Origin of the sequence: Streptomyces solicavernae, assembly GCF_029968095.1 — a bacterium.
Classification (GTDB): domain Bacteria; phylum Actinomycetota; class Actinomycetes; order Streptomycetales; family Streptomycetaceae; genus Streptomyces; species Streptomyces solicavernae.
The window spans coordinates 1-18,082 of the sequence record NZ_JASCIR010000020.1 but is presented as its reverse complement, the minus strand read 5'-3'; the positions used below and the strand labels follow the sequence as shown (position 1 = coordinate 18,082).

Here is an 18,082-nt window from a genome sequence, read left to right as displayed (position 1 = left end):
AGCGGACGGAGTGTCAGCGGTACGTCAAGTAGTCCCGCCGCACCGCCCGGAACGCCGCCAGCTCGCCCTGCCAGGCGGCCACCACCTCGTCCGCGTCCGCCCCCGCGTCGATCATCGTGCGCACCCGCGTCGAACCGGTGAGCTTGTCGATCCAGTGGTCGCTGCGCCAGGCGAAGCCCTGCCAGGTCCGCTTCGCCGTCACCAGGAGCCCGATCCCCGTCGCCACCGCGTCGAACGCCTCCCGGTCGTACACATGCAGCTGCACCCCGCCGACCGTCCTGCCCTGGAACTTCGAGAACGTCGGCGTGAAGTACGCCTCCCTGAAGTGCACGCCGGGCAGCCCGAGTCCGTTCGCCGCCCGGGCCCAGCGCCGGTCGACGCCCTCCGCGCCGAGCAGCTCGAACGGCCGGGTCGTGCCCCGCCCCTCCGACAGGTTCGTGCCCTCGAAGAGACACGTGCCCGCGTACACCAGGGCCGTCTCCGGCGTCGGCATGTTCGGGCTCGGAGGCACCCACGGCAGCCCCGACGAGTCGTAGAAGTCCGCCCTGCGCCAGCCCGACATCCGCACCATGTCCAGCTCGACCGGGCGCTGAAGGAACTCCCCGTTGAACAGCCGCGCCAGCTCCGCGACCGTCATCCCGTGCGCCTGCGCGATCGGCTCGCGCCCCACGAACGTCGCGAACTCCTTGTGCAGCACCGGCCCTTGTGCCGACCGCCCGGACACCGGGTTCGGCCGGTCCAGGACCACGAACCGCTTCCCGGCCAGCTCGGCGGCGACCATGCAGTCGTAGAGCGTCCAGATGTACGTGTAGAAGCGCGCGCCCACGTCCTGGATGTCGAAGACGACGGTGTCCACGCGGGCCTCGGTGAAGATGTCGGCCAGCGCCTGCCCGCTCTTCCGGTACGTGTCGAACACCGGCAGGCCCGTCGCCGGGTCGTCGTACCGGCCCTCGGAACCGCCCGCCTGGGCCGTGCCGCGGAAGCCGTGCTCGGGGCCGAACACCGCGACCAGGTGCACGCGTTCGTCGGCGTGCATCACGTCCACGATGTGCCGGACGTCGCGGGTCACCCCGGTCGGGTTGGTGACCATGCCGACGCGCTCGCCGTCGAGGAGCCGGTAGCCGTCGGCGGCGAGCCGTTCGAATCCGGTGCGCAGCCGGTGCGGGCCCCTGCGGTCCGCGGCGCGGGCGGGCGACGCGGCGGCCGTCGCGGCGGCCGCGCCCGTACCGGCGGCGAGCAGGCTCCGTCTGGAGAGATTCATCCAAGACCTCCGCAAGGATCGGGGAGGCGGACCCTAGCGCGCCCCCGCCCCGCACGGAACGAACCGGACACGGACTGTCTCGTACGAGCCCTTCCCCCACGGCATACCGACTGGTTAGTCTGCGATCGCGTCCGGGTCGTTCAGGAGTCGTTCACGAGGGGAGACACGAGGGTGGAGAGCATGCGGGACAAGGCAGTCGTCGTCACGGGGGCGGGCGCGGGCATCGGCGCCGCACTGGCCCGCCGGTTCGCGGCCGAGGGCGCCCGGGTGGCCGTCAACGACCTGGATCCGGACAAGGCGAAGGCGGTGGCCGAGGAGATCGGTGCCGTCGCCGTACCCGGGGACGCCTCGGCGGTCGTCGAGCCCGCGCGCGAGGCGCTCGGCGGCACCGTCGACGTCTACTGCGCCAACGCGGGCCTCGCCTCCGGCGGCACCGAGGCCGCCGACGAGCAGGTGTGGGCCACGGCCTGGGACGTCAACGTGATGGCCCACGTCCGCGCCGCGCACGCCCTGCTGCCCGGCTGGCTGGAGCGCGGCGAGGGCCGCTTCGTCTCCACCGTCTCGGCCGCGGGGCTGCTCACGATGGTCGGGGCCGCGCCGTACAGCGTCACCAAGCACGGCGCGTACGCCTTCGCCGAGTGGCTGTCGCTGACGTACCGGCACCGCGGCATCAAGGTGCACGCCATCTGCCCGCAGGGCGTACGCACCGACATGCTCACCGCCTCCGGCTCGGCCGGTGAACTCGTCCTCGCGCCCGGCGCCATCGAGCCGGAGGAGGTCGCCGAGGCGCTGTTCGCGGGCATCGCGGACGACCGCTTCCTGATCCTGCCGCACCCGGAGGTCGCGGGATACTACGCTGCGCGCGCCTCGGACCCCGACCGCTGGCTCGGCAACATGAACCACATCCAGCAGAAGTGGGAGGCCGCTCAGTGACCCCATCCGCAGCCCCGGCCGGGATCTACGCCGCCAAGCCCTGGCTCGGCCGCCTCAGCGAGGCCCAGCGCGCCCCCGCCGACCCGCCGCCCTCCGTCGTGCACGCCTTCCGCGAAGCCGTCGCCAGGGCCCCGCGGCACACCGCCCTCGCCTACTTCGACGGCCGACTCTCGTACGCGGAGACGGACGCGCTCAGCGACTCGGTCGCCGGACACCTCGCCGCCCGCGGCCTCGGGCCCGGCGACCGCGTGGCGGTCATGCTGCAGAACACCCCGCACTTCGTCCTCGCCGCGCTCGGCGCCTGGAAGGCCGGGGCCACGGTCGTCCCGGTCAACCCGATGTACAAGGCGGGCGAGGTCCGGCACGTCCTGCACGACGCCGAGGTCACCGCGCTCGTCTGCTCGGACCGCGCCTGGGAGTCGTACCTGCGCGAGACGGCCGCCGACTCCCCGGTGCGGATCGTGCTCACCGCCTGCGAACTGGACCTCCAGACCCGCGGCGACGCCCGCGTCCTCGGCTTCGAACGCCTCCCGCAGGCCGCCGACGCCGACGACCTGGTGACCGTCGCCCGCGCCGGCACCGCACCGCCCACCGGTCGCGAACCGGCCGCCGACGGCATCGCGCTGATCAGCTACACCTCCGGCACCAGCGGCACCCCCAAGGGCGCCATGAACCTGCACGGCAACCTCACGTACAACGCCGAACGGCAGCGCGGCGGCCACGGGATCGCCGAGGGCGCGACCTACTTCGGGCTCGCTCCGCTCTTCCACATCACCGGCATGGTCTGCCAGCTCTCGGCCTGCTTCGCCAACGCGGGCACGCTCGCCCTCGCGTACCGCTTCGAGGCGGGCGTTGTCCTGGACGCGTTCCTGGAGCACCGGCCCGCGTACACCGTCGGCCCGTCCACCGCGTTCATGGCGCTCGCCGCGCACCCGGACGTCACCCGCGGCCACTTCTCGTCCTTCGAGGTCATCTCCTCGGGCGGCGCCCCGCTGCCGCCCGCCCTGGTGGAGAAGTTCCGCGCCGCCTTCGGCCCGTACATCCGCAACGGCTACGGACTCACCGAGTGCACCGCGCCCTGCGCCTCCGTGCCGCCCGAGCACGAGGCGCCCGTCGACCCGGCCTCCGGGACGCTCTCGGTGGGCGTGCCGGGCCCGGACACCGTCGTACGGATCGTCGACGAGAAGGGCGCCGACGTGCCCTTCGGCGAGCACGGCGAGATCGCGGTGACCGGACCGCAGGTCGTCCCCGGCTACTGGCGCCGCGCCGAGGCCACCCGAACCACCTTCCCGCAGGGCGAGTTGAGGACCGGCGACATCGGCTTCATGGACGCCGAGGGCTGGCTCTACGTCGTCGACCGCAAGAAGGACATGATCAACGCCTCCGGCTTCAAGGTCTGGCCCCGCGAGGTCGAGGACGTCCTCTACACCCACCCCGCCGTCCGCGAGGCCGCCGTCGTCGGCGTCCCCGACAGCTACCGCGGCGAGTCCGTGAAGGCGTACGTCAGCCTCCGCCCCGGCGCGAGCGCGGACCCGGAGGAGCTGGGCGCGTACTGCAAGGAACGGCTCGCCGCGTACAAGTACCCGCGCGAGGTGGAGATCCTGCCGGAGCTCCCGAAGACCACGAGTGGGAAGATCCTCCGACGGGAACTGCGTTCCCAGGCGTAGACCGCATGCGGATCGCATTCGGGGCGCCTACGGGTCGCCTACGGGTCGTATACGGATCGCCTCCGGATCGCATACGGTTTCCCGCTGACCGGTACACACAGCAACTGGCGCACACAGCAACAGGCACACGTACGAAAGGCAGGTGGCGGCCATGGCCAAGGTGACGGACGCAGACACCGGCACGCCCGTCCCCCAACGGCTCCTGGCCGCCGCCACCCGGCTCTTCGCCGAGCAGGGCTACGACCGCACCTCCGTGCAGGAGATCGTCGAGGCGGCCGGCGTCACCAAGGGCGCGCTCTACCACTACTTCGGCTCCAAGGAGGACCTGCTGCAGGAGGTCTACGCGCGCGTGCTCCGCCTCCAGCAGGAGCGACTCGACGCGTACGCGGACTCCGATGCCCCGATCGAGGAGCGGCTGCGGGACGCCGCCGCGGACGTCGTCGTCACCACCATCGACAACCTCGACGACGCCGCGATCTTCTTCCGCTCCATGCACCACCTGAGCCCGGAGAAGAACAAGCAGGTGCGCGCCGAACGCCGCCGCTACCACGAACGGTTCCGCGCCCTGATCGAGGAAGGCCAGAAGGCCGGGGTGTTCTCCACCGCCACCCCGGCCGACCTCGTCGTGGACTACCACTTCGGCTCGGTCCACCACCTGTCCACGTGGTACCGGCCGGACGGCCCGCTCACGCAACAGCAGGTCGCCGATCACCTCGCCGACCTGCTGCTGCGCGCGCTGCGCCCGTAAGCGACCTACAGGTACTTCTTCAACTCCCGCCGGGCGAGGGACCGCTGGTGCACCTCGTCCGGCCCGTCCGCGAGCATCAGCGTGCGCGCTCCCGCCCACAGCTCGGCCAGCGGGAAGTCCTGGCTGACGCCGCCCGCGCCGTGCAGCTGGACCGCGCGGTCGATGATGTCGACGACCGTGCGCGGAGTGGCGATCTTGATGGCCTGGATCTCGGTGTGCGCGCCCTTGTTGCCGACCGTGTCCATCAGCCACGCCGTCTTCAGGACGAGCAGCCGCAGCTGCTCCACCGCGACCCGCGCGTCCGCGATCCACTCGTGCACCACGCCCTGCTGCGCGAGCGGCTTGCCGAACGCCGTACGCGACACGGCCCGCTTGCACATCAGCTCGATGGCCCGCTCCGCCATGCCGATCAGCCGCATGCAGTGGTGGATCCGGCCGGGGCCGAGCCGCGCCTGCGCGATGGCGAAGCCGCCGCCCTCCTCGCCGATCAGGTTGGCCGCGGGCACCCGCACCTGGTCGAAGACCACCTCGGCGTGGCCGCCGTGCCAGTGGTCCTCGTAGCCGTACACCGTCATCGCGCGCTTGACCGTGAGGCCCGGGGTGTCGCGCGGGACCAGGATCATCGACTGCTGGCGGCGTACGTCTTCGTTGTCCGGGTCGGTCTTGCCCATCACGATGAAGATCTTGCAGTTGGGGTTCATCGCCCCGGAGATGTACCACTTCCGGCCGGTGATGACGTACTCGTCCGGATGGTCGGCGGCGCGCTCGATCCGGGTCTCGATGTTCGTCGCGTCCGAGGAGGCCACCTCCGGCTCGGTCATCGCGAACGCCGAGCGGATCTCACCGGCCAGCAGCGGCTCCAGCCACTGCTTCTTCTGCCGCTCGTCGCCGAACTGCGCGAGCACCTCCATGTTGCCGGTGTCCGGCGCCGCACAGTTCAGCGCGGTCGGCGCCAACTGCGGGGCGCGGCCGGTGATCTCGGCCAGCGGCGCGTACTGGAGGTTGGTGAGACCGGCCCCGTGCTCCGCGTCCGGCAGGCTGTGCTGGTCTACGAAGAAAAGGTTCCACAGGCCCTGTCGGCGCGCCTCCGCCTTCAGGTCCTCCACGATCTGCGGGACCTTCCAGGGAGAGTCGAGCTGCGCGTGCTGCTCGTGCAGGACCGGCTGCGCCGGGTACACGTGCTCGTCCATGAAGGCGAGCAGCTTCGTGCGCAGCTCCTCGGTGCGGGCGTCGAATGTGAAGTCCATGGCGGATCAGCCTTCCTGAAGGGTGGTCAGGCCGTGCTCGATGAATTGCGGTACGAGTTCGCCGATCCGGTCGAAGCCGGCGCCGATGGTCTGGCCGAGCGTGTACCGGTAGTGGATGCCCTCAAGGATCACGGCGAGCTTGAACCAGGCGAACGCCGTGTACCAGGAGACCGCCGACACGTCGCGCCCCGAGCGCGCGGCGTACCGGTCGATCAGCTCGCGCGCGTCCGGGTGGCCGGGCGCCGAAGCGGTCGTGGAGATCGGGGAGTTCGGGAGTTCGAGCCGCGCGCTGTACATCGCGAGCAGCCCCAGGTCGGTCAGCGGGTCGCCGAGCGTCGACATCTCCCAGTCGAGGATCGCGGTGATCTGCTCGCGCTCGTCGACCAGGACGTTGTCGAGCCGGTAGTCGCCGTGTACGACGGTCGGCGCGGGGGAGCCGGGCAGCTGTCGGCCGAGCGCCGCGTGCAGCTCGTCGATGCCCGCCAGGTCGCGGTTGCGGGAGCCGTCCAACTGCTTGCCCCAGCGCCGCAGTTGCCGGTCGAGGAAGCCCTCGGGCCGGCCGAAGTCGCCGAGCCCCACCGCCTCGGGGTCCACCGCGTGCAGCTCGACCAGCGTGTCCACCAGGTTGAAGCAGGCGGCCCTGGTCCGCTCCGCCCCGATCGCCGCCAGCTCGCCCTCGGTGCGGTACGGCGTGCCCTCCACGAACTCCATCACGTAGAACGGCGAACCGATCACCGACTCGTCCTCGCAGAGCAGCACCGCCTCCGGCACCGGCACCGCCGTGTCCCGCAGCGCACTGATCACCCGGTGCTCGCGCTTCATGTCGTGCGCGGTCGCGAGGACGTGCCCGAGCGGCGGGCGGCGCACCACCCAGCGGTCGGTTCCGTCCGTCACCGTGTACGTGAGGTTCGAGCGGCCGCCCTCGATCAGCCGTGCGTCGAGGGGGCCGTGCACGAGTCCGGGGCGCACGCGGTCGAGGTGGCCGCGCAGTGCGGCGAGGTCGAGGCCCGGTGGCTGGTCTGAGGCCATACTGTCGCTCCCTGTTGTTGACCCGTCCGTAACTCGCTCTGGGAGCATCATGCCGACCAGTCGGTATGCCGTCTACCCTGCGGACCGAAAGTGACCGGCGTCTCGTCCGGAAGGGCGAGGCGTGCGGGCGGTGGGGGTGCGGCGGTGGGGGTGCAGGCGGTGGGGGTGCGGCGGTGGGGTGTGGGGGCGGTGCGGGTGCGGCGGTCGTCGCGCAAAAACCCCCGCGCACCGCACCCTCACCGTGCGCGGCGTGCTCAGTGCCCACTGCGCTCAGCGCACCACGGCCACCGCGAACACCGCGAGTCCCACCGTGATGCCTGCCGCCCCCAGCGCCGTACCCTTCCGCATCGGCGCGGGGCGCGCGTGCGCCAGGGCGTGGATCCGCCGGTTGGCGAGCACCACGAACGCGAGCCACAGGCCCACCGACAGGCCGGCCCCGACCAGGGCGAGCGGGCCCGCCCCGCCGTGCAGCGCCTGCTTGCCCGCGAGCACGGCGGCCACCGTGCAGGACAACGTCGTACGCCGCCACGCGAGCCGGGTCCGCTCCGGCTGAAGTCCCGGGTCCCGCTCGGGAGTCGCGGGACGCACGGGGTGGCCGGGGTGGCTCATCCCTCGGCCCAGCCGAAGAGGACGACCAGCGCCATCGCGAGGGCCACGAGCCCGACCGCGAGCGCGAGCAGCGCCGGGAACCGGGACACCGGCAGGTCCTCGCCCCGCCGCATCGCCAGCTCGCACCGCACCCAGTGGTTGACGGCCCGCAGCGCGCACAGCGCCCCGACCACGAGCAGCGCCAGGGCGAGCGCGATCCGCCAGCCCCGGCTGAGGTCCGGCAGGAACTGGTCGACGGCGAAACCCCCGCCCACCAGCGCGAGCGCCGTACGGATCCAGGCGAGGAAGGTCCGCTCGTTGGCGAGCGAGAAGCGGTAGTCCGGCGTCTCGCCCTCTTCCCGCACCCGCGCGGGCGCGAACCACAGCCGCAACGCCTCCACGAACCCGTTCACGCCCCGCACCCTACCCGCGCCCTGCCCGCGCCCGGTCAGTGCGTGCCCGAGCCCCCAGCCCGACGCCTGCGTACGCGCCTGACCGCGCATGCCTCACCGCTGCCTCACCGCTGCCTCACCGCCCATGCCTCACCGCCCATGCCTCACCGCCCATGCCTCACCGCCCATGCCTCACCGCCCATGCCTCACCGCGCACGACAGGCCCTCAGCCGCTCGTAAGCGGCCAGGCCGTCGGGCACCCACTCCCACTCGCCGAGCCGCCGCTCCAGGTCGTCCTCGGGCAGGAACGTGTGCCAGTCGACCTCCTCGGCCTGCGGGGACACCGGCAGCTCGCAGCGCACCTCGTAGACGTACGACCACCAGGTGTGCGCGTCCGTCTCGTACAGGAACTTGAACAGCGGTACGGGCCGCGGGAGTCCGCTGACGCCCAGCTCCTCCTCGGCCTCCCGCAGCGCCGCCGTGTCATACGCCTCGCCCGCCCCTACGACCCCGCCCACGAACATGTCGTACAGCGAAGGGAAGACCAGTTTTGTCGGCGTGCGGCGGTGCACGAAGACCCGGTCCTCCGCGTCCCGGGCGAGGACGAAGACGCAGCGGTGGCGCAGCCCCTTCGCATAGGCCTCGCCGCGCGGGGCCGTGCCGACGACCCGGTCCTGCTCGTCCACGATGTCGAGGATCTCGTCCGCACTCATGCCGCCGTCGCTCATGCCATCGTCGCTCATGCCGCCGTCGCTCATGCCGCCGTCCGTTGCGCTCATGCGGCCATCCAACCCGCGCGGCCCCTCGCGGGTCCAACGCAACGGTTGACGCCCCGCCTCGCGGTGCCGAAGATCTAACCCACCGGTAACCCGAGCCCTGGTGCCTTCCCCGCGAAGCGCACCGCCGACAGGACGGATGGCCATGGCGTACGACGCTGATGTGATCGTGATCGGGGCGGGCCTCGCCGGACTCGTGGCCACTGCGGAACTCGTGGACGCGGGCCGGAAGGTGATCCTCCTCGACCAGGAGCCCGAGCAGTCCATCGGCGGGCAGGCCCACTGGTCCTTCGGCGGGCTGTTCTTCGTCGACTCCCCCGAGCAGCGGCGGATGCGGATCAAGGACAGCCATGCGCTCGCCCTGCAGGACTGGATGGGCACCGCCGGCTTCGACCGCGCGGAGGACCACTGGCCGCGCAAGTGGGCCGAGGCCTATGTGGACTTCGCGGCGGGCGAGAAACGCTCCTGGCTGCACGCGCAGGGTGTGCGGTTCTTCCCCGTGGTCGGCTGGGCCGAGCGCGGCGGGTACGACGCGACCGGGCACGGCAACTCCGTGCCCCGGTTCCACATCACCTGGGGGACCGGTCCGGGGATCGTCGCCCCCTTCGAGCGGCGCGTGCGCGAAGGCGTGGCGCGCGGCCTGGTCGACCTGCGCTTCCGGCACCGCGTGACCGGCCTGAGCCGTACCGCGGGCGCTGTCGACACCGTCAGCGGCGAGGTCCTCGAACCCTCCGGCATCGAGCGCGGCCAGGAGTCCAGCCGCACCGTCACCGGCCTGTTCGAGCTCAAGGCCCAGGCGGTGATCGTCACTTCGGGCGGCATCGGCGGCAACCACGACCTGGTCCGCGCCAGCTGGCCCGAGCGCCTGGGCCGACCGCCGGCCCGGATGCTCTCCGGGGTGCCCGCCCACGTCGACGGGCTGATGATCGGCATCGCGGAGGACGCGGGCGGCCATGTCGTCAACCGCGACCGGATGTGGCACTACACCGAGGGCATCGAGAACTGGAACCCGATCTGGAACAGGCACGGCATCCGCATCCTGCCCGGACCGTCCTCGCTCTGGCTGGACGCCCGCGGCAGGCGCCTCCCGGTGCCGCTCTTCCCCGGCTTCGACACCCTCGGCACCCTCGACCACATCATGCACAGCGGCTACGACCACACCTGGTTCGTGCTCAACAAGCGCATCATCGGCAAGGAGTTCACCCTCTCCGGCTCCGAGCAGAACCCGGACCTGACCGGCAAGTCCGTGCGCGACGTGCTCGGGCGGGCGCGGGCCGACGTGCCGGGCCCGGTCAAGGCGTTCATGGACCACGGCAACGACTTCATCGTGGAGAACGACCTCACCGCCCTGGTCCGCCGCATGAACGCGCTCACCAAGGAGCCGCTGATCGACGAGGCGGAACTGCGCCGCGAGATCACCGCCCGCGACCGGGAGATCGCCAACCCCTTCACCAAGGACCTGCAGATCACCGCGATGCGCGGCTCCCGCAAGTTCATCGGCGACAAGCTGATCCGCACCGCGTCCCCGCACCGCATCCTCGACCCGAAGGCGGGCCCGCTCGTCGCCGTACGCCTGAACATCCTCACCCGCAAGTCCCTGGGCGGCCTGGAGACCGACCTGACCTCGCGCGTGCTCACGGACGGCGGCGACCCCCTGCCCGGGATGTACGCGGCGGGGGAGGCGGCCGGGTTCGGTGGTGGTGGCGTGCACGGCTATCGCTCCCTCGAAGGCACGTTCCTCGGCGGCTGCATCTTCTCCGGCCGCGCGGCGGGGCGGGCGGCGGCTCGGGCGGTGGGGTAGGGGACGTCAGTTCTGGTCGTCCGTGACCACGCGGAAGCGTTCGGCGACGACCAGCGTGGTGTCGCCGACCGGTCTTCTCGCCCGAGAGCACCGCCGCCACCAGGGTGTCCCGGAGCGGTCCGGGGAAGGGCCAGGGGCGGCAGGCTGTCGGGGCCCGGGGTCGGCTCGGTCGGCTTCGGACTCGTACTCATGGTCTGCTCCCTTTCGCTCGGCCGGGTCGACGGCTGGGCCCGTTCGTTCCCGCTGCCGCCGAGACTACGACCCCCCACTGACAATCGCCCCACGTCTCAATTCACCCTGTGGACAAGCCAGTTGGCGAATCGATTCCTCCCGGCCCGGCCTTGACGGAAGGGACCCCTGACGCTTAGCTGTGCGTGATCATCCGGTCTGCGGTACGTGATCACCGCAGCCCCGCCACCACACACCCGCGACAGCCGTCCACACCCTCCGCCTGACCACCGTGATGGGAAGGACTCACCGAGGTGTCCCCACCGCCTCCCCCGCTCGGGCGTGCCCGCAAGCGCGCCGCGCACGACTTCGACCCCGCCCTCGACGACACCGAACTCACCGCCGCCCGCACCGCGTTGGAACGCGGCCGCTGGGCCGACACGCGTGCCCTGCTCGCGGCCACCGGCCCCGACTGGGACCGCAGAGGCCACCGCCTCGTCGTCCTCGGACAGTCACCCGCCGCGCGCGCGTGGGCGCAGGAGTGGCGGCTCGTCGAGCCGGAGAGCGCGGACGCCGCCGCCCTGTCGGCCTGCGCCGCGGTCTGGCACGCCCTGCGCGGCAAGGAGCGGCCGGAGAGCGCGCAGGACTCCTGCCGCGCGGCCGCCGCGCTCGCCCCCGAGGACCCCACGCCGTGGCTCGCCCTGCTGCTCCTCGCCCGCACCCTCGGCTCAGAGGAGGACGTGGTCCGCCTCTTCGACGAGGTCCGCCACCGCCACCCGCAGCACCACCACGCCCACCACCTCATGGTCGGCCGCCTCGCCGAGCGCCGCGCCGACCTGGGCCAGGACCCGCTGCACGAGGTGTACGACTTCGCCTCCTGGGCCGTCGACCAGGCGCCGCCGGACTCGCCGCTGGCGATCCTCCCGGTCGTCGCGCACGCCGAGCGCTACCGCGTCCTCGCCCAGGTCGCCCGTGCCGCGGCCCCGCCGGAGCGCTCCGGCCACTGGTCGGGCCGCCGGGCGCGCCTGGTGATGAAGGCGGCCTTCGACTGGTGGCTGGAGTGGGACGGCGCCCAGCACCCGCGCGGCCGCATCGACCTCAACTTCCTGGCCCACGCCAAGTTCTGCGAGGGTCGGGCGGCCGAAGCGGCGGCCCTGTTCCACCGCATCGGCCCGTACGCCACCGCAGAGCCCTGGGCGTACCCGGGCCGCGACCCCGCCAAGGCCTTCGGCGCTGCCCGCAACGCGGCCCTCGGCGCCGCCTGACCCCGGCCGCGACGCCGCACCCCAACCCACCCCGGAAGGACCGACCCCACCATGTCGACGGGCAGTTCGAGCACCACGGGCGAGCGCAGCGCCAGGCGCGACGGCCGCATCAACACGTACAAGGGCGAGGAGCGCGCCCTGCGTGCCGGGCGGCTCGGCACGGCGGGGCTGCTGCTCTCCGTCCTCGCCGCCAGCGCGCCCCTGATGGTCGTGGCCGGCGTCATGCCCACCACGTTCGGCGTGATGGGCATCGTCGGACAGCCGCTGCTCTTCGTCATCCTCGGTGTGGTCCTGGCGCTGTTCAGCGTCGGGTACGCGGAGATGAGCCGGCACGTCCACAACGCCGGTGCCTTCTACGCGTACATCTCCCGCGGCCTCGGCGGGACCGCCGGCGCGGGCGCCTCGCTCGTGGCCCTGGTCGCGTACAGCGCCATGCAGGTCGGCATCTACGGCATCTTCGGCTTCGAGGTGTCCGCCCTCTTCGCCACCTATCTGGACATCCAACTCGTCTGGTGGATACCGGCGTTGGCAGCCGTCGCGCTGGTCGCCGCACTCGCCTGGCTGAAGATCGACCTCAACGCGCGCGTGCTGGGCGTGCTGCTGCTCATCGAGTGCCTGCTCGTCGTCGTCTTCGACGTGGCGGCGGTCGCCGAGCCCGCCTCCTCCGGGCTCGCGCTCACCGCGTTCGACCCGGACGCCCTGACCGGCGCGGGCTTCGGCACCGCCCTCTGCTTCTGCATCGCCGCGTTCGTCGGCTTCGAGCAGGCGCCGGTGTACGCGGAGGAGACCAGCAGGCCGCAGGTGGTCGTCGCCCGCGTGATGTTCCTGGCGGTGGGCTTCGCCGCGCTGTTCTTCGCGATCAGCTCGTGGGCGCTGACGGTGGCCGCCGGTCCGTCCGGGATCGTCGACGCGGCCCGCGAGCAGGGCCCCGGCCTGCTGTTCGGCCTCACCGAGGACCGCCTCGGCGGCGGCTTCACGGACGTCCTGCACATCCTCTTCGTCACCGGGATGTTCGCGGCGATGCTCAGCTTCCACAACGTCGTCGCGCGGTACGCCTTCGCCATGGGCCGGGAGGGCCTGCTGCCCGCGGCGTTCGGACGTACCAACAGGGCGAGCGGGGCGCCCGGTTCGGGCTCGCTGCTTCAGACGGTGATCTCGGTGGCGGTCGTCGTGGCCTTCGCGGTCACCGACGACAAGCCCATCGGCGACCCGACCGTTCCGGTGCTCCGGCTGTTCACCTGGATGGGCAACGTCGGCGCCCTCGGCATCATCGTCCTCATGGCCGCCGCGTCGCTCGCCGTCATCGTCTTCTTCGCCCGCCGCGGCGCCGCCCGCGCCCAGGCCGGGCGGCTGGTGGCCTCGGGGCTCTCCGGCCTGGCACTGCTGGTGATCGCCGGGTACACGGTGAAGGACTTCGGCGTCCTGGTCGGCGCGGGCCCGGGTTCCGCCCTCGCGTGGGTGCTGCCGGGCGTGATCGGCCTCGCGGCGGTCGCCGGTCTGGTGCACGGCGCGGTCCTCCGCGTCCGGCGCCCCGAGACGCACGCCCGGATCGGCCTGGGCAACGAGGCGTTCCGCCTGGAGCGGGAGAGCGAGCGGACTTCGGGCTAGAAGGCCCGTCAGACCTGCCGGACGGCCTGTCAGACCTGTCAGACCTGTCAGACCTGTCAGACCTGTCAGGCCTGACAGGCCGTCCGGCAGGGCTTTCGGGGGACAGGAAGAATGACGGAACGCTGACGGACCCGCGCACCCCCTGTCCCCCCACCCGCCGGCGTGCTGAACTCGAAGACGTGAACCCCACCCGACCCGACGCCCCCCAGGGCACCCCCGTAGGCCGCCGCATCGTCCTCGGCATGCTCGGCCTCGGCGCAGCCGGTGTCGCCGCCGCCCCCCTCCTGCAGCGCGGCGTCGAGGCGCTGGCCCGGCAGGACCCCACCGGCCTGACCGACGCCCTGCCCGCGGGCGGTGCCTTCCGGTACTACTCCGTCACCGCGTCCGTACCGCCGAAGAACGCCCGGACGTACCGCCTGCGCGTCGACGGCCTCGTCGACCGGCCCAGCACGTACACCCTCGCCGACCTGCGCACCGAACCGCAGACCCGGCTGGTGCGGGACGTGCAGTGCGTGACCGGCTGGCGGGTCCCCGAGACCCCCTTCGAGGGCGTACGTCTGTCCCGGCTCCTGGACGCCGCCGGGGTCCGCCCCGAGGCCCGCGCCGTCCGCTTCACCTGCTTCGACGGCGCGTACAGCGAGAGCCTCACCCTCGAACAGGCCCGCAGGGACGACGTGTTGGTGGCCCTGCGCATGCAGGACGAGCCCGTCTCCCACGAACACGGCGGGCCGGTACGCCTGTACGTCGCGCCCATGTACTTCTACAAGTCCGCCAAGTGGCTCTCCGGCATCACCGTCACCGACGCCGTCCGGCCCGGATACTGGGAGGAGCGAGGCTATGACGTCGACGCCTGGGTCGGCCGTTCCAACGGCCGCGAAGATGCCCCGACCGTCTGAACAGGCCGTACGCACACGCCGGTTCAGCCCCGCCGAGCGCTGGGCGCACGGCGCGACCGCCGCCCTGATGCTGCTCTGCATCGCCTCGGCGGCCTGCCTGTACGTCCCCGTGCTCGCCCAGGCCGTCGGCCGCCGCGCCCTGGTCGTCACGGTGCACGAGTGGACGGGCCTGCTGCTGCCCGTACCGCTCCTCGCCGGCCTCGCCTCCCGCGCGCTCCGCGCCGACCTGCGCCGCCTGGACCGCTTCGGCCCGCACGACCGTCACTGGCTGCGGGCCGAACTCCGCCGCGAGCGGGGGCCGCGCCCGCAGGGCAAGTTCAACGCGGGCCAGAAGCTGTACGCGGCGTGGATCGCGGGCGCGGTCCTGGTGATGCTCGGCACCGGGCTCCTGATGTGGTTCACCGGCCTGGCCCCGCTCGCCGTCCGCACCGGCGCGACGTTCGTGCACGACTGGCTGGCCCTCGCGGTGGGGATCGTGGTGGCCGGACACATCTGGATGGCGCTGCGCATGTGGACGCACCGGAAGGCCCTGCGAGCCCTGCGCCACCCGGACGGCGAGCCCGCGTCCGGCGGCATGAACCGCCCCTGAGGCCTTTCCGGCGGCATGAACCGCCCCTGAGGTCTTACTCGTACACATCCCCGTCCACATAGACCCACGCCCCGTCCAGCCGCTCGAACCGGCTGCGCTCGTGCAGCGCGCCCGCCCGGCCGCCATCCACGTACCGGGCGCGGAACGTCACCGTGCCCGTGCTGTGGAACGCGCTGCCGTCGGAGCTGTCCAGGATCTCCAGGCCCGTCCAGCGCATCGAGCCGCCGGGCTCGAAGCCGATCCGCGGCGGGCGGGTGCGCGGGTGCCAGGTGCGCAGCAGATACGCCTCGTCCTCCACGGCGAACGCCGCGTACCGGGAGCGCATCAACTCCTCCGGAGTGGCCGCGGCCGCCTTTCCGGAGTGCAATCTTCCGCAGCATTCCGCGTAGTCGAGCGGCTGTCCGCAGGGGCACGGTGAGGTCGTACGACGAGACATGACGGCCATTGTGCCGTGCCCGGCGCGAGGCGGCCCGTGACGGCGTGCGACCAGGTCACCCCTTGTGCGGAACCAAGATTTGGTATCCCATTTACCCCAGTGGTTCCGGCCAGTCCTCACGGTCCGGGCCACTGGCTACGGCCGAGATCGCCCCGTGTTCACCTGTGGTTTTCTCTCGTGAACCTCTTGACCGGTATGCAAAACCGGCCGTAGCGTCCCTGCTCACCTGCTTCGAAAAACTAATTCCGTATACCGGAATTCCCGGAAGGGTGACTGGTGTGAGCACAGCACAGGACGCATCGCGCACAGGAGAGATGTCCCAGGATGTCTCACAGGTGAGTGCCACGGGCACCAGCACCCGGCTCTACAGTCCGGACCTCGCGCCCACCAAGAAGGCCGGCCGCAACTGGAGCGGCTACAGCGTGTTCACGCTCTGGGCCAACGATGTGCACAGCCTCGGCAACTACGCCTTCGCCCTCGGCCTCTTCGCCCTCGGCCTCGGCGTCTGGGACATTCTCGCGGCGTTCCTGCTCGCCTCGCTCTTCCTGTTCGGGCTGCTGAGCCTCTCCGGTTACATGGGCTCCAAGACCGGCGTCCCGTTCCCGGTCATGAGCCGCATCGCCTTCGGCGTCAAGGGCGCCCAGCTCCCCGCCATGATCCGCGGCGGCGTCGCCATCGCCTGGTTCGGCATCCAGACCTATCTGGCCGCGACCGTGCTCTCCGCGCTGCTCAAGGCACTGTTCCCGGGCCTCGCGAGCTGGGAGCAGACCTCCGTGCTCGGCCTCTCCGTCCTCGGCTGGGTCTCGTTCCTCGGCCTGTGGGTCATCCAGGTCCTGATCGTCAGCTTCGGCATGGACGCCATCCGCAAGTACGTCGAGCTGGCCGCGCCCGCCGTTCTCATCACGATGCTCGCCCTCGCCGTCTGGATGTTCACCAAGGCCGACATGTCCATCGCCATGGACGCCGGGAACCCCTTCACCGGCGCCGACCGCTGGGTGCACATCCTGGAGGCCGCCGCGCTCTGGGTCGTCATCTACGGCACCTTCGTGCTCAACTTCTGCGACTTCACGCGCTCTGCCAAGAGCAACCGCTCGATCAACCTCGGCAACCTCGTCGGCATCCCCGTGAACATGCTGTTCTTCGCCGGCATCGTGGTCGTCCTCAGCGGCGCCCAGTTCAAGCTCGACGGCAGGGTCGTCACCAGCGCCTCCGACATCGTGCAGACCATCCCGAACACGTTCCTGCTGGTCCTGGCCTCGCTCGCGCTGATCGTCCTGACCGTCGCCGTCAACCTGATGGCCAACTTCGTCGCGCCCGTCTACACGCTGGTCAACCTCTTCCCGCGGAAGCTGAACTTCCGCCGCGCGGGCGTCGTCAGCGCCTCGATCGGCCTGGTCATCCTGCCGTGGAACCTCTACAACAACCCGGTCGTCGTCAACTACTTCCTCGGCGGACTCGGCGCGCTCCTCGGCCCGGTCTTCGGCATCGTCATGGCCGACTACTGGCTGATCCGCAAGACCCGCGTGCACGTCCCGCACCTCTACACCGAGCACCCCGAGGCCACGTACGCCTACCGCAAGGGCATCAACCCGCGCGCCGTCGGAGCGTTCGTCCCGGCCGCCGCCGTCGCCGTGATCATCGCCCTCGTCCCGGCCTTCGCGGGCATCTCCGGCTTCTCCTGGTTCATCGGCGCCCTGCTCGCCGCCCTGCTCTTCGTCGTCCTGCCGGGCCGCCCCACGGTCCCCGAGGAGGACGTCGACGGCGAGGACATCGCCGTACCCAGCGTCTGAAACCGCAGAGCGCACGTCCCACCCGCACCACCACGCGAGAAATCAGGAACCACACCCCATGCGACTCCTTGTCGTCAACGTCAACACCACCGAAACGATGACGAAGTCCATCGGTGAGCAGGCCGCGAGCGTCGCCGCCCCCGGCACCGAGATCGTCCCGCTCACCCCGGCCTTCGGCGCCGACTCGGTCGAGGGCAACTACGAGAGCCACCTCGCCGCCATCGCGGTCATGGAGGCCGTCCGTGCCCACCCGGAGCCCTTCGACGCGGTGATCCAGGCCGGCTACGGCGAGCACGGCCGCGAGGGCCTGCAGGAACTGCTCGACGTCCCCGTCGTCGACATCACCGAGGCCGCCGCCTCCACCGCCCAGTTCCTCGGCCGTACGTACTCCGTCGTCACCACCCTCGACCGGGCCGTCCCCCTCATCGAGGACCGCCTCACCCTCGCCGGCCTCTCCGGCCGCTGCGCCTCCGTACGCGCCAGCGGCATGGCCGTCCTCGACCTGGAGCGCGACCCTGCCGCCGCCGTCGAGGCGATCGTGGAGGAGTCCGCCCGCGCCGTCGAGCAGGACCGCGCGGAGGTCATCTGCCTCGGCTGCGGCGGCATGTCCGGCCTCGGCGAACGCGTGGTGGAGCGCACCGGCGTCCCGGTCGTCGACGGCGTCGCCGCTGCCGTCACGATCGCCGAGTCCCTGGTCCGCCTCGGCCTGAAGACCTCCAAGGTCCGCACGTACGCCCCGCCCCGCCCGAAGCACTTCAAGGCCTGGCCACCCGCCAGCTGATCAGGCGAAGACGCCGGTACGGGACGCCTCGGCCCGTACCGGCGTCTTCGTACGCGCGGGGCGTAGCACGTACGCACAAAGAAGCGGGGGGGGGGGGGGGCGGGCCC

General features: G+C 71.8%; 17 protein-coding genes. 10 read left to right on the top strand and 7 right to left on the bottom strand.

The window, feature by feature from the left end:
* Positions 1-13: 13 nt before the first annotated feature.
* On the bottom strand, positions 14-1,261 hold the full coding sequence (locus QIS99_RS21680) for an exo-beta-N-acetylmuramidase NamZ family protein (protein WP_282515233.1): 1,248 nt from the start codon (positions 1,259-1,261) through the stop codon (positions 14-16).
* A 180-nt stretch (positions 1,262-1,441) separates the two neighbouring features.
* Between QIS99_RS21680 and QIS99_RS21675 the strand changes: the two genes are divergently transcribed.
* The 3 genes from QIS99_RS21675 (at position 1,442) to QIS99_RS21665 (ending at position 4,609) form a co-directional block, all read left to right on the top strand.
* The gene (locus QIS99_RS21675; RefSeq protein ID WP_282515232.1) at positions 1,442-2,194 is read left to right on the top strand and encodes an SDR family oxidoreductase; all 753 of its coding nucleotides are present in this window, start codon (positions 1,442-1,444) and stop codon (positions 2,192-2,194) included.
* Entirely contained in the window at positions 2,191-3,861 is a 1,671-nt protein-coding gene (locus tag QIS99_RS21670; RefSeq protein WP_282515231.1) for an AMP-binding protein, read from the top strand. The genes QIS99_RS21675 and QIS99_RS21670 overlap by 4 nt, the downstream gene beginning before the upstream one ends.
* Before the next feature lie 151 nt (positions 3,862-4,012).
* Positions 4,013-4,609, top strand: coding sequence for a TetR/AcrR family transcriptional regulator (locus tag QIS99_RS21665; RefSeq protein WP_282515230.1), 597 nt, complete (start codon positions 4,013-4,015; stop codon positions 4,607-4,609).
* A gap of 5 nt (positions 4,610-4,614) precedes the next feature.
* Here the strand turns inward: QIS99_RS21665 and QIS99_RS21660 are convergent, their stop codons facing one another.
* The 5 genes from QIS99_RS21660 to QIS99_RS21640 form a co-directional block, all read right to left on the bottom strand.
* Entirely contained in the window at positions 4,615-5,856 is a 1,242-nt protein-coding gene (locus QIS99_RS21660) for an acyl-CoA dehydrogenase family protein (RefSeq protein ID WP_282515229.1), read from the bottom strand.
* Between the two features lie 6 nt (positions 5,857-5,862).
* On the bottom strand, positions 5,863-6,885 hold the full coding sequence (locus QIS99_RS21655) for a phosphotransferase family protein (RefSeq protein ID WP_282515228.1): 1,023 nt from the start codon (positions 6,883-6,885) through the stop codon (positions 5,863-5,865).
* A gap of 270 nt (positions 6,886-7,155) precedes the next feature.
* Positions 7,156-7,494, bottom strand: coding sequence for a DUF202 domain-containing protein (locus QIS99_RS21650; RefSeq protein WP_282515227.1), 339 nt, complete (start codon positions 7,492-7,494; stop codon positions 7,156-7,158).
* The gene (locus tag QIS99_RS21645; protein ID WP_282515226.1) at positions 7,491-7,886 is read right to left on the bottom strand and encodes a YidH family protein; all 396 of its coding nucleotides are present in this window, start codon (positions 7,884-7,886) and stop codon (positions 7,491-7,493) included. Before QIS99_RS21645 ends, QIS99_RS21650 begins: the two co-directional genes overlap by 4 nt.
* Positions 7,887-8,071: 185 nt before the next feature.
* Entirely contained in the window at positions 8,072-8,593 is a 522-nt protein-coding gene (locus QIS99_RS21640) for an NUDIX hydrolase (RefSeq protein WP_282515314.1), read from the bottom strand.
* A gap of 193 nt (positions 8,594-8,786) precedes the next feature.
* On the opposite strand from QIS99_RS21640, the gene QIS99_RS21635 reads away from it, so the two are divergent.
* The 5 genes from QIS99_RS21635 to QIS99_RS21615 all read left to right on the top strand — a co-directional run bounded on the left by QIS99_RS21635 (position 8,787) and on the right by QIS99_RS21615 (position 14,968).
* Positions 8,787-10,442, top strand: coding sequence for an FAD-binding dehydrogenase (locus tag QIS99_RS21635; RefSeq protein ID WP_282515225.1), 1,656 nt, complete (start codon positions 8,787-8,789; stop codon positions 10,440-10,442).
* 482 nt (positions 10,443-10,924) lie between these two features.
* Entirely contained in the window at positions 10,925-11,875 is a 951-nt protein-coding gene (locus QIS99_RS21630; RefSeq protein WP_282515224.1) for a hypothetical protein, read from the top strand.
* A gap of 51 nt (positions 11,876-11,926) precedes the next feature.
* A complete protein-coding gene (locus QIS99_RS21625) occupies positions 11,927-13,483 on the top strand; it encodes an APC family permease (RefSeq protein ID WP_282515223.1) in 1,557 nt (518 codons plus the stop codon).
* A 242-nt stretch (positions 13,484-13,725) separates the two neighbouring features.
* Positions 13,726-14,379, top strand: coding sequence for a molybdopterin-dependent oxidoreductase (locus QIS99_RS21620; protein ID WP_408909604.1), 654 nt, complete (start codon positions 13,726-13,728; stop codon positions 14,377-14,379).
* Positions 14,363-14,968 carry a cytochrome b/b6 domain-containing protein gene (locus QIS99_RS21615; RefSeq protein ID WP_282515221.1) on the top strand — a complete coding sequence of 202 codons (606 nt, stop codon included), beginning with the start codon at positions 14,363-14,365 and terminating at the stop codon, positions 14,966-14,968. Before QIS99_RS21620 ends, QIS99_RS21615 begins: the two co-directional genes overlap by 17 nt.
* 34 nt (positions 14,969-15,002) lie before the next feature.
* On the opposite strand, the gene QIS99_RS21610 is transcribed toward QIS99_RS21615, so the two are convergent.
* Complete coding sequence (locus tag QIS99_RS21610) at positions 15,003-15,404, bottom strand: YchJ family protein (protein WP_408909598.1); 402 nt, start codon at positions 15,402-15,404, stop codon at positions 15,003-15,005.
* Positions 15,405-15,718: 314 nt separating this feature from the next.
* Here QIS99_RS21610 and QIS99_RS21605 point away from each other — a divergent pair, with 314 nt between their 5' ends.
* Positions 15,719-17,194, top strand: coding sequence for an NCS1 family nucleobase:cation symporter-1 (locus tag QIS99_RS21605; protein WP_282515219.1), 1,476 nt, complete (start codon positions 15,719-15,721; stop codon positions 17,192-17,194).
* Positions 17,195-17,252: 58 nt separating this feature from the next.
* Positions 17,253-17,975, top strand: coding sequence for an aspartate/glutamate racemase family protein (locus QIS99_RS21600; protein WP_282515218.1), 723 nt, complete (start codon positions 17,253-17,255; stop codon positions 17,973-17,975).
* The last annotated feature ends 107 nt before the right edge of the window (positions 17,976-18,082 follow it).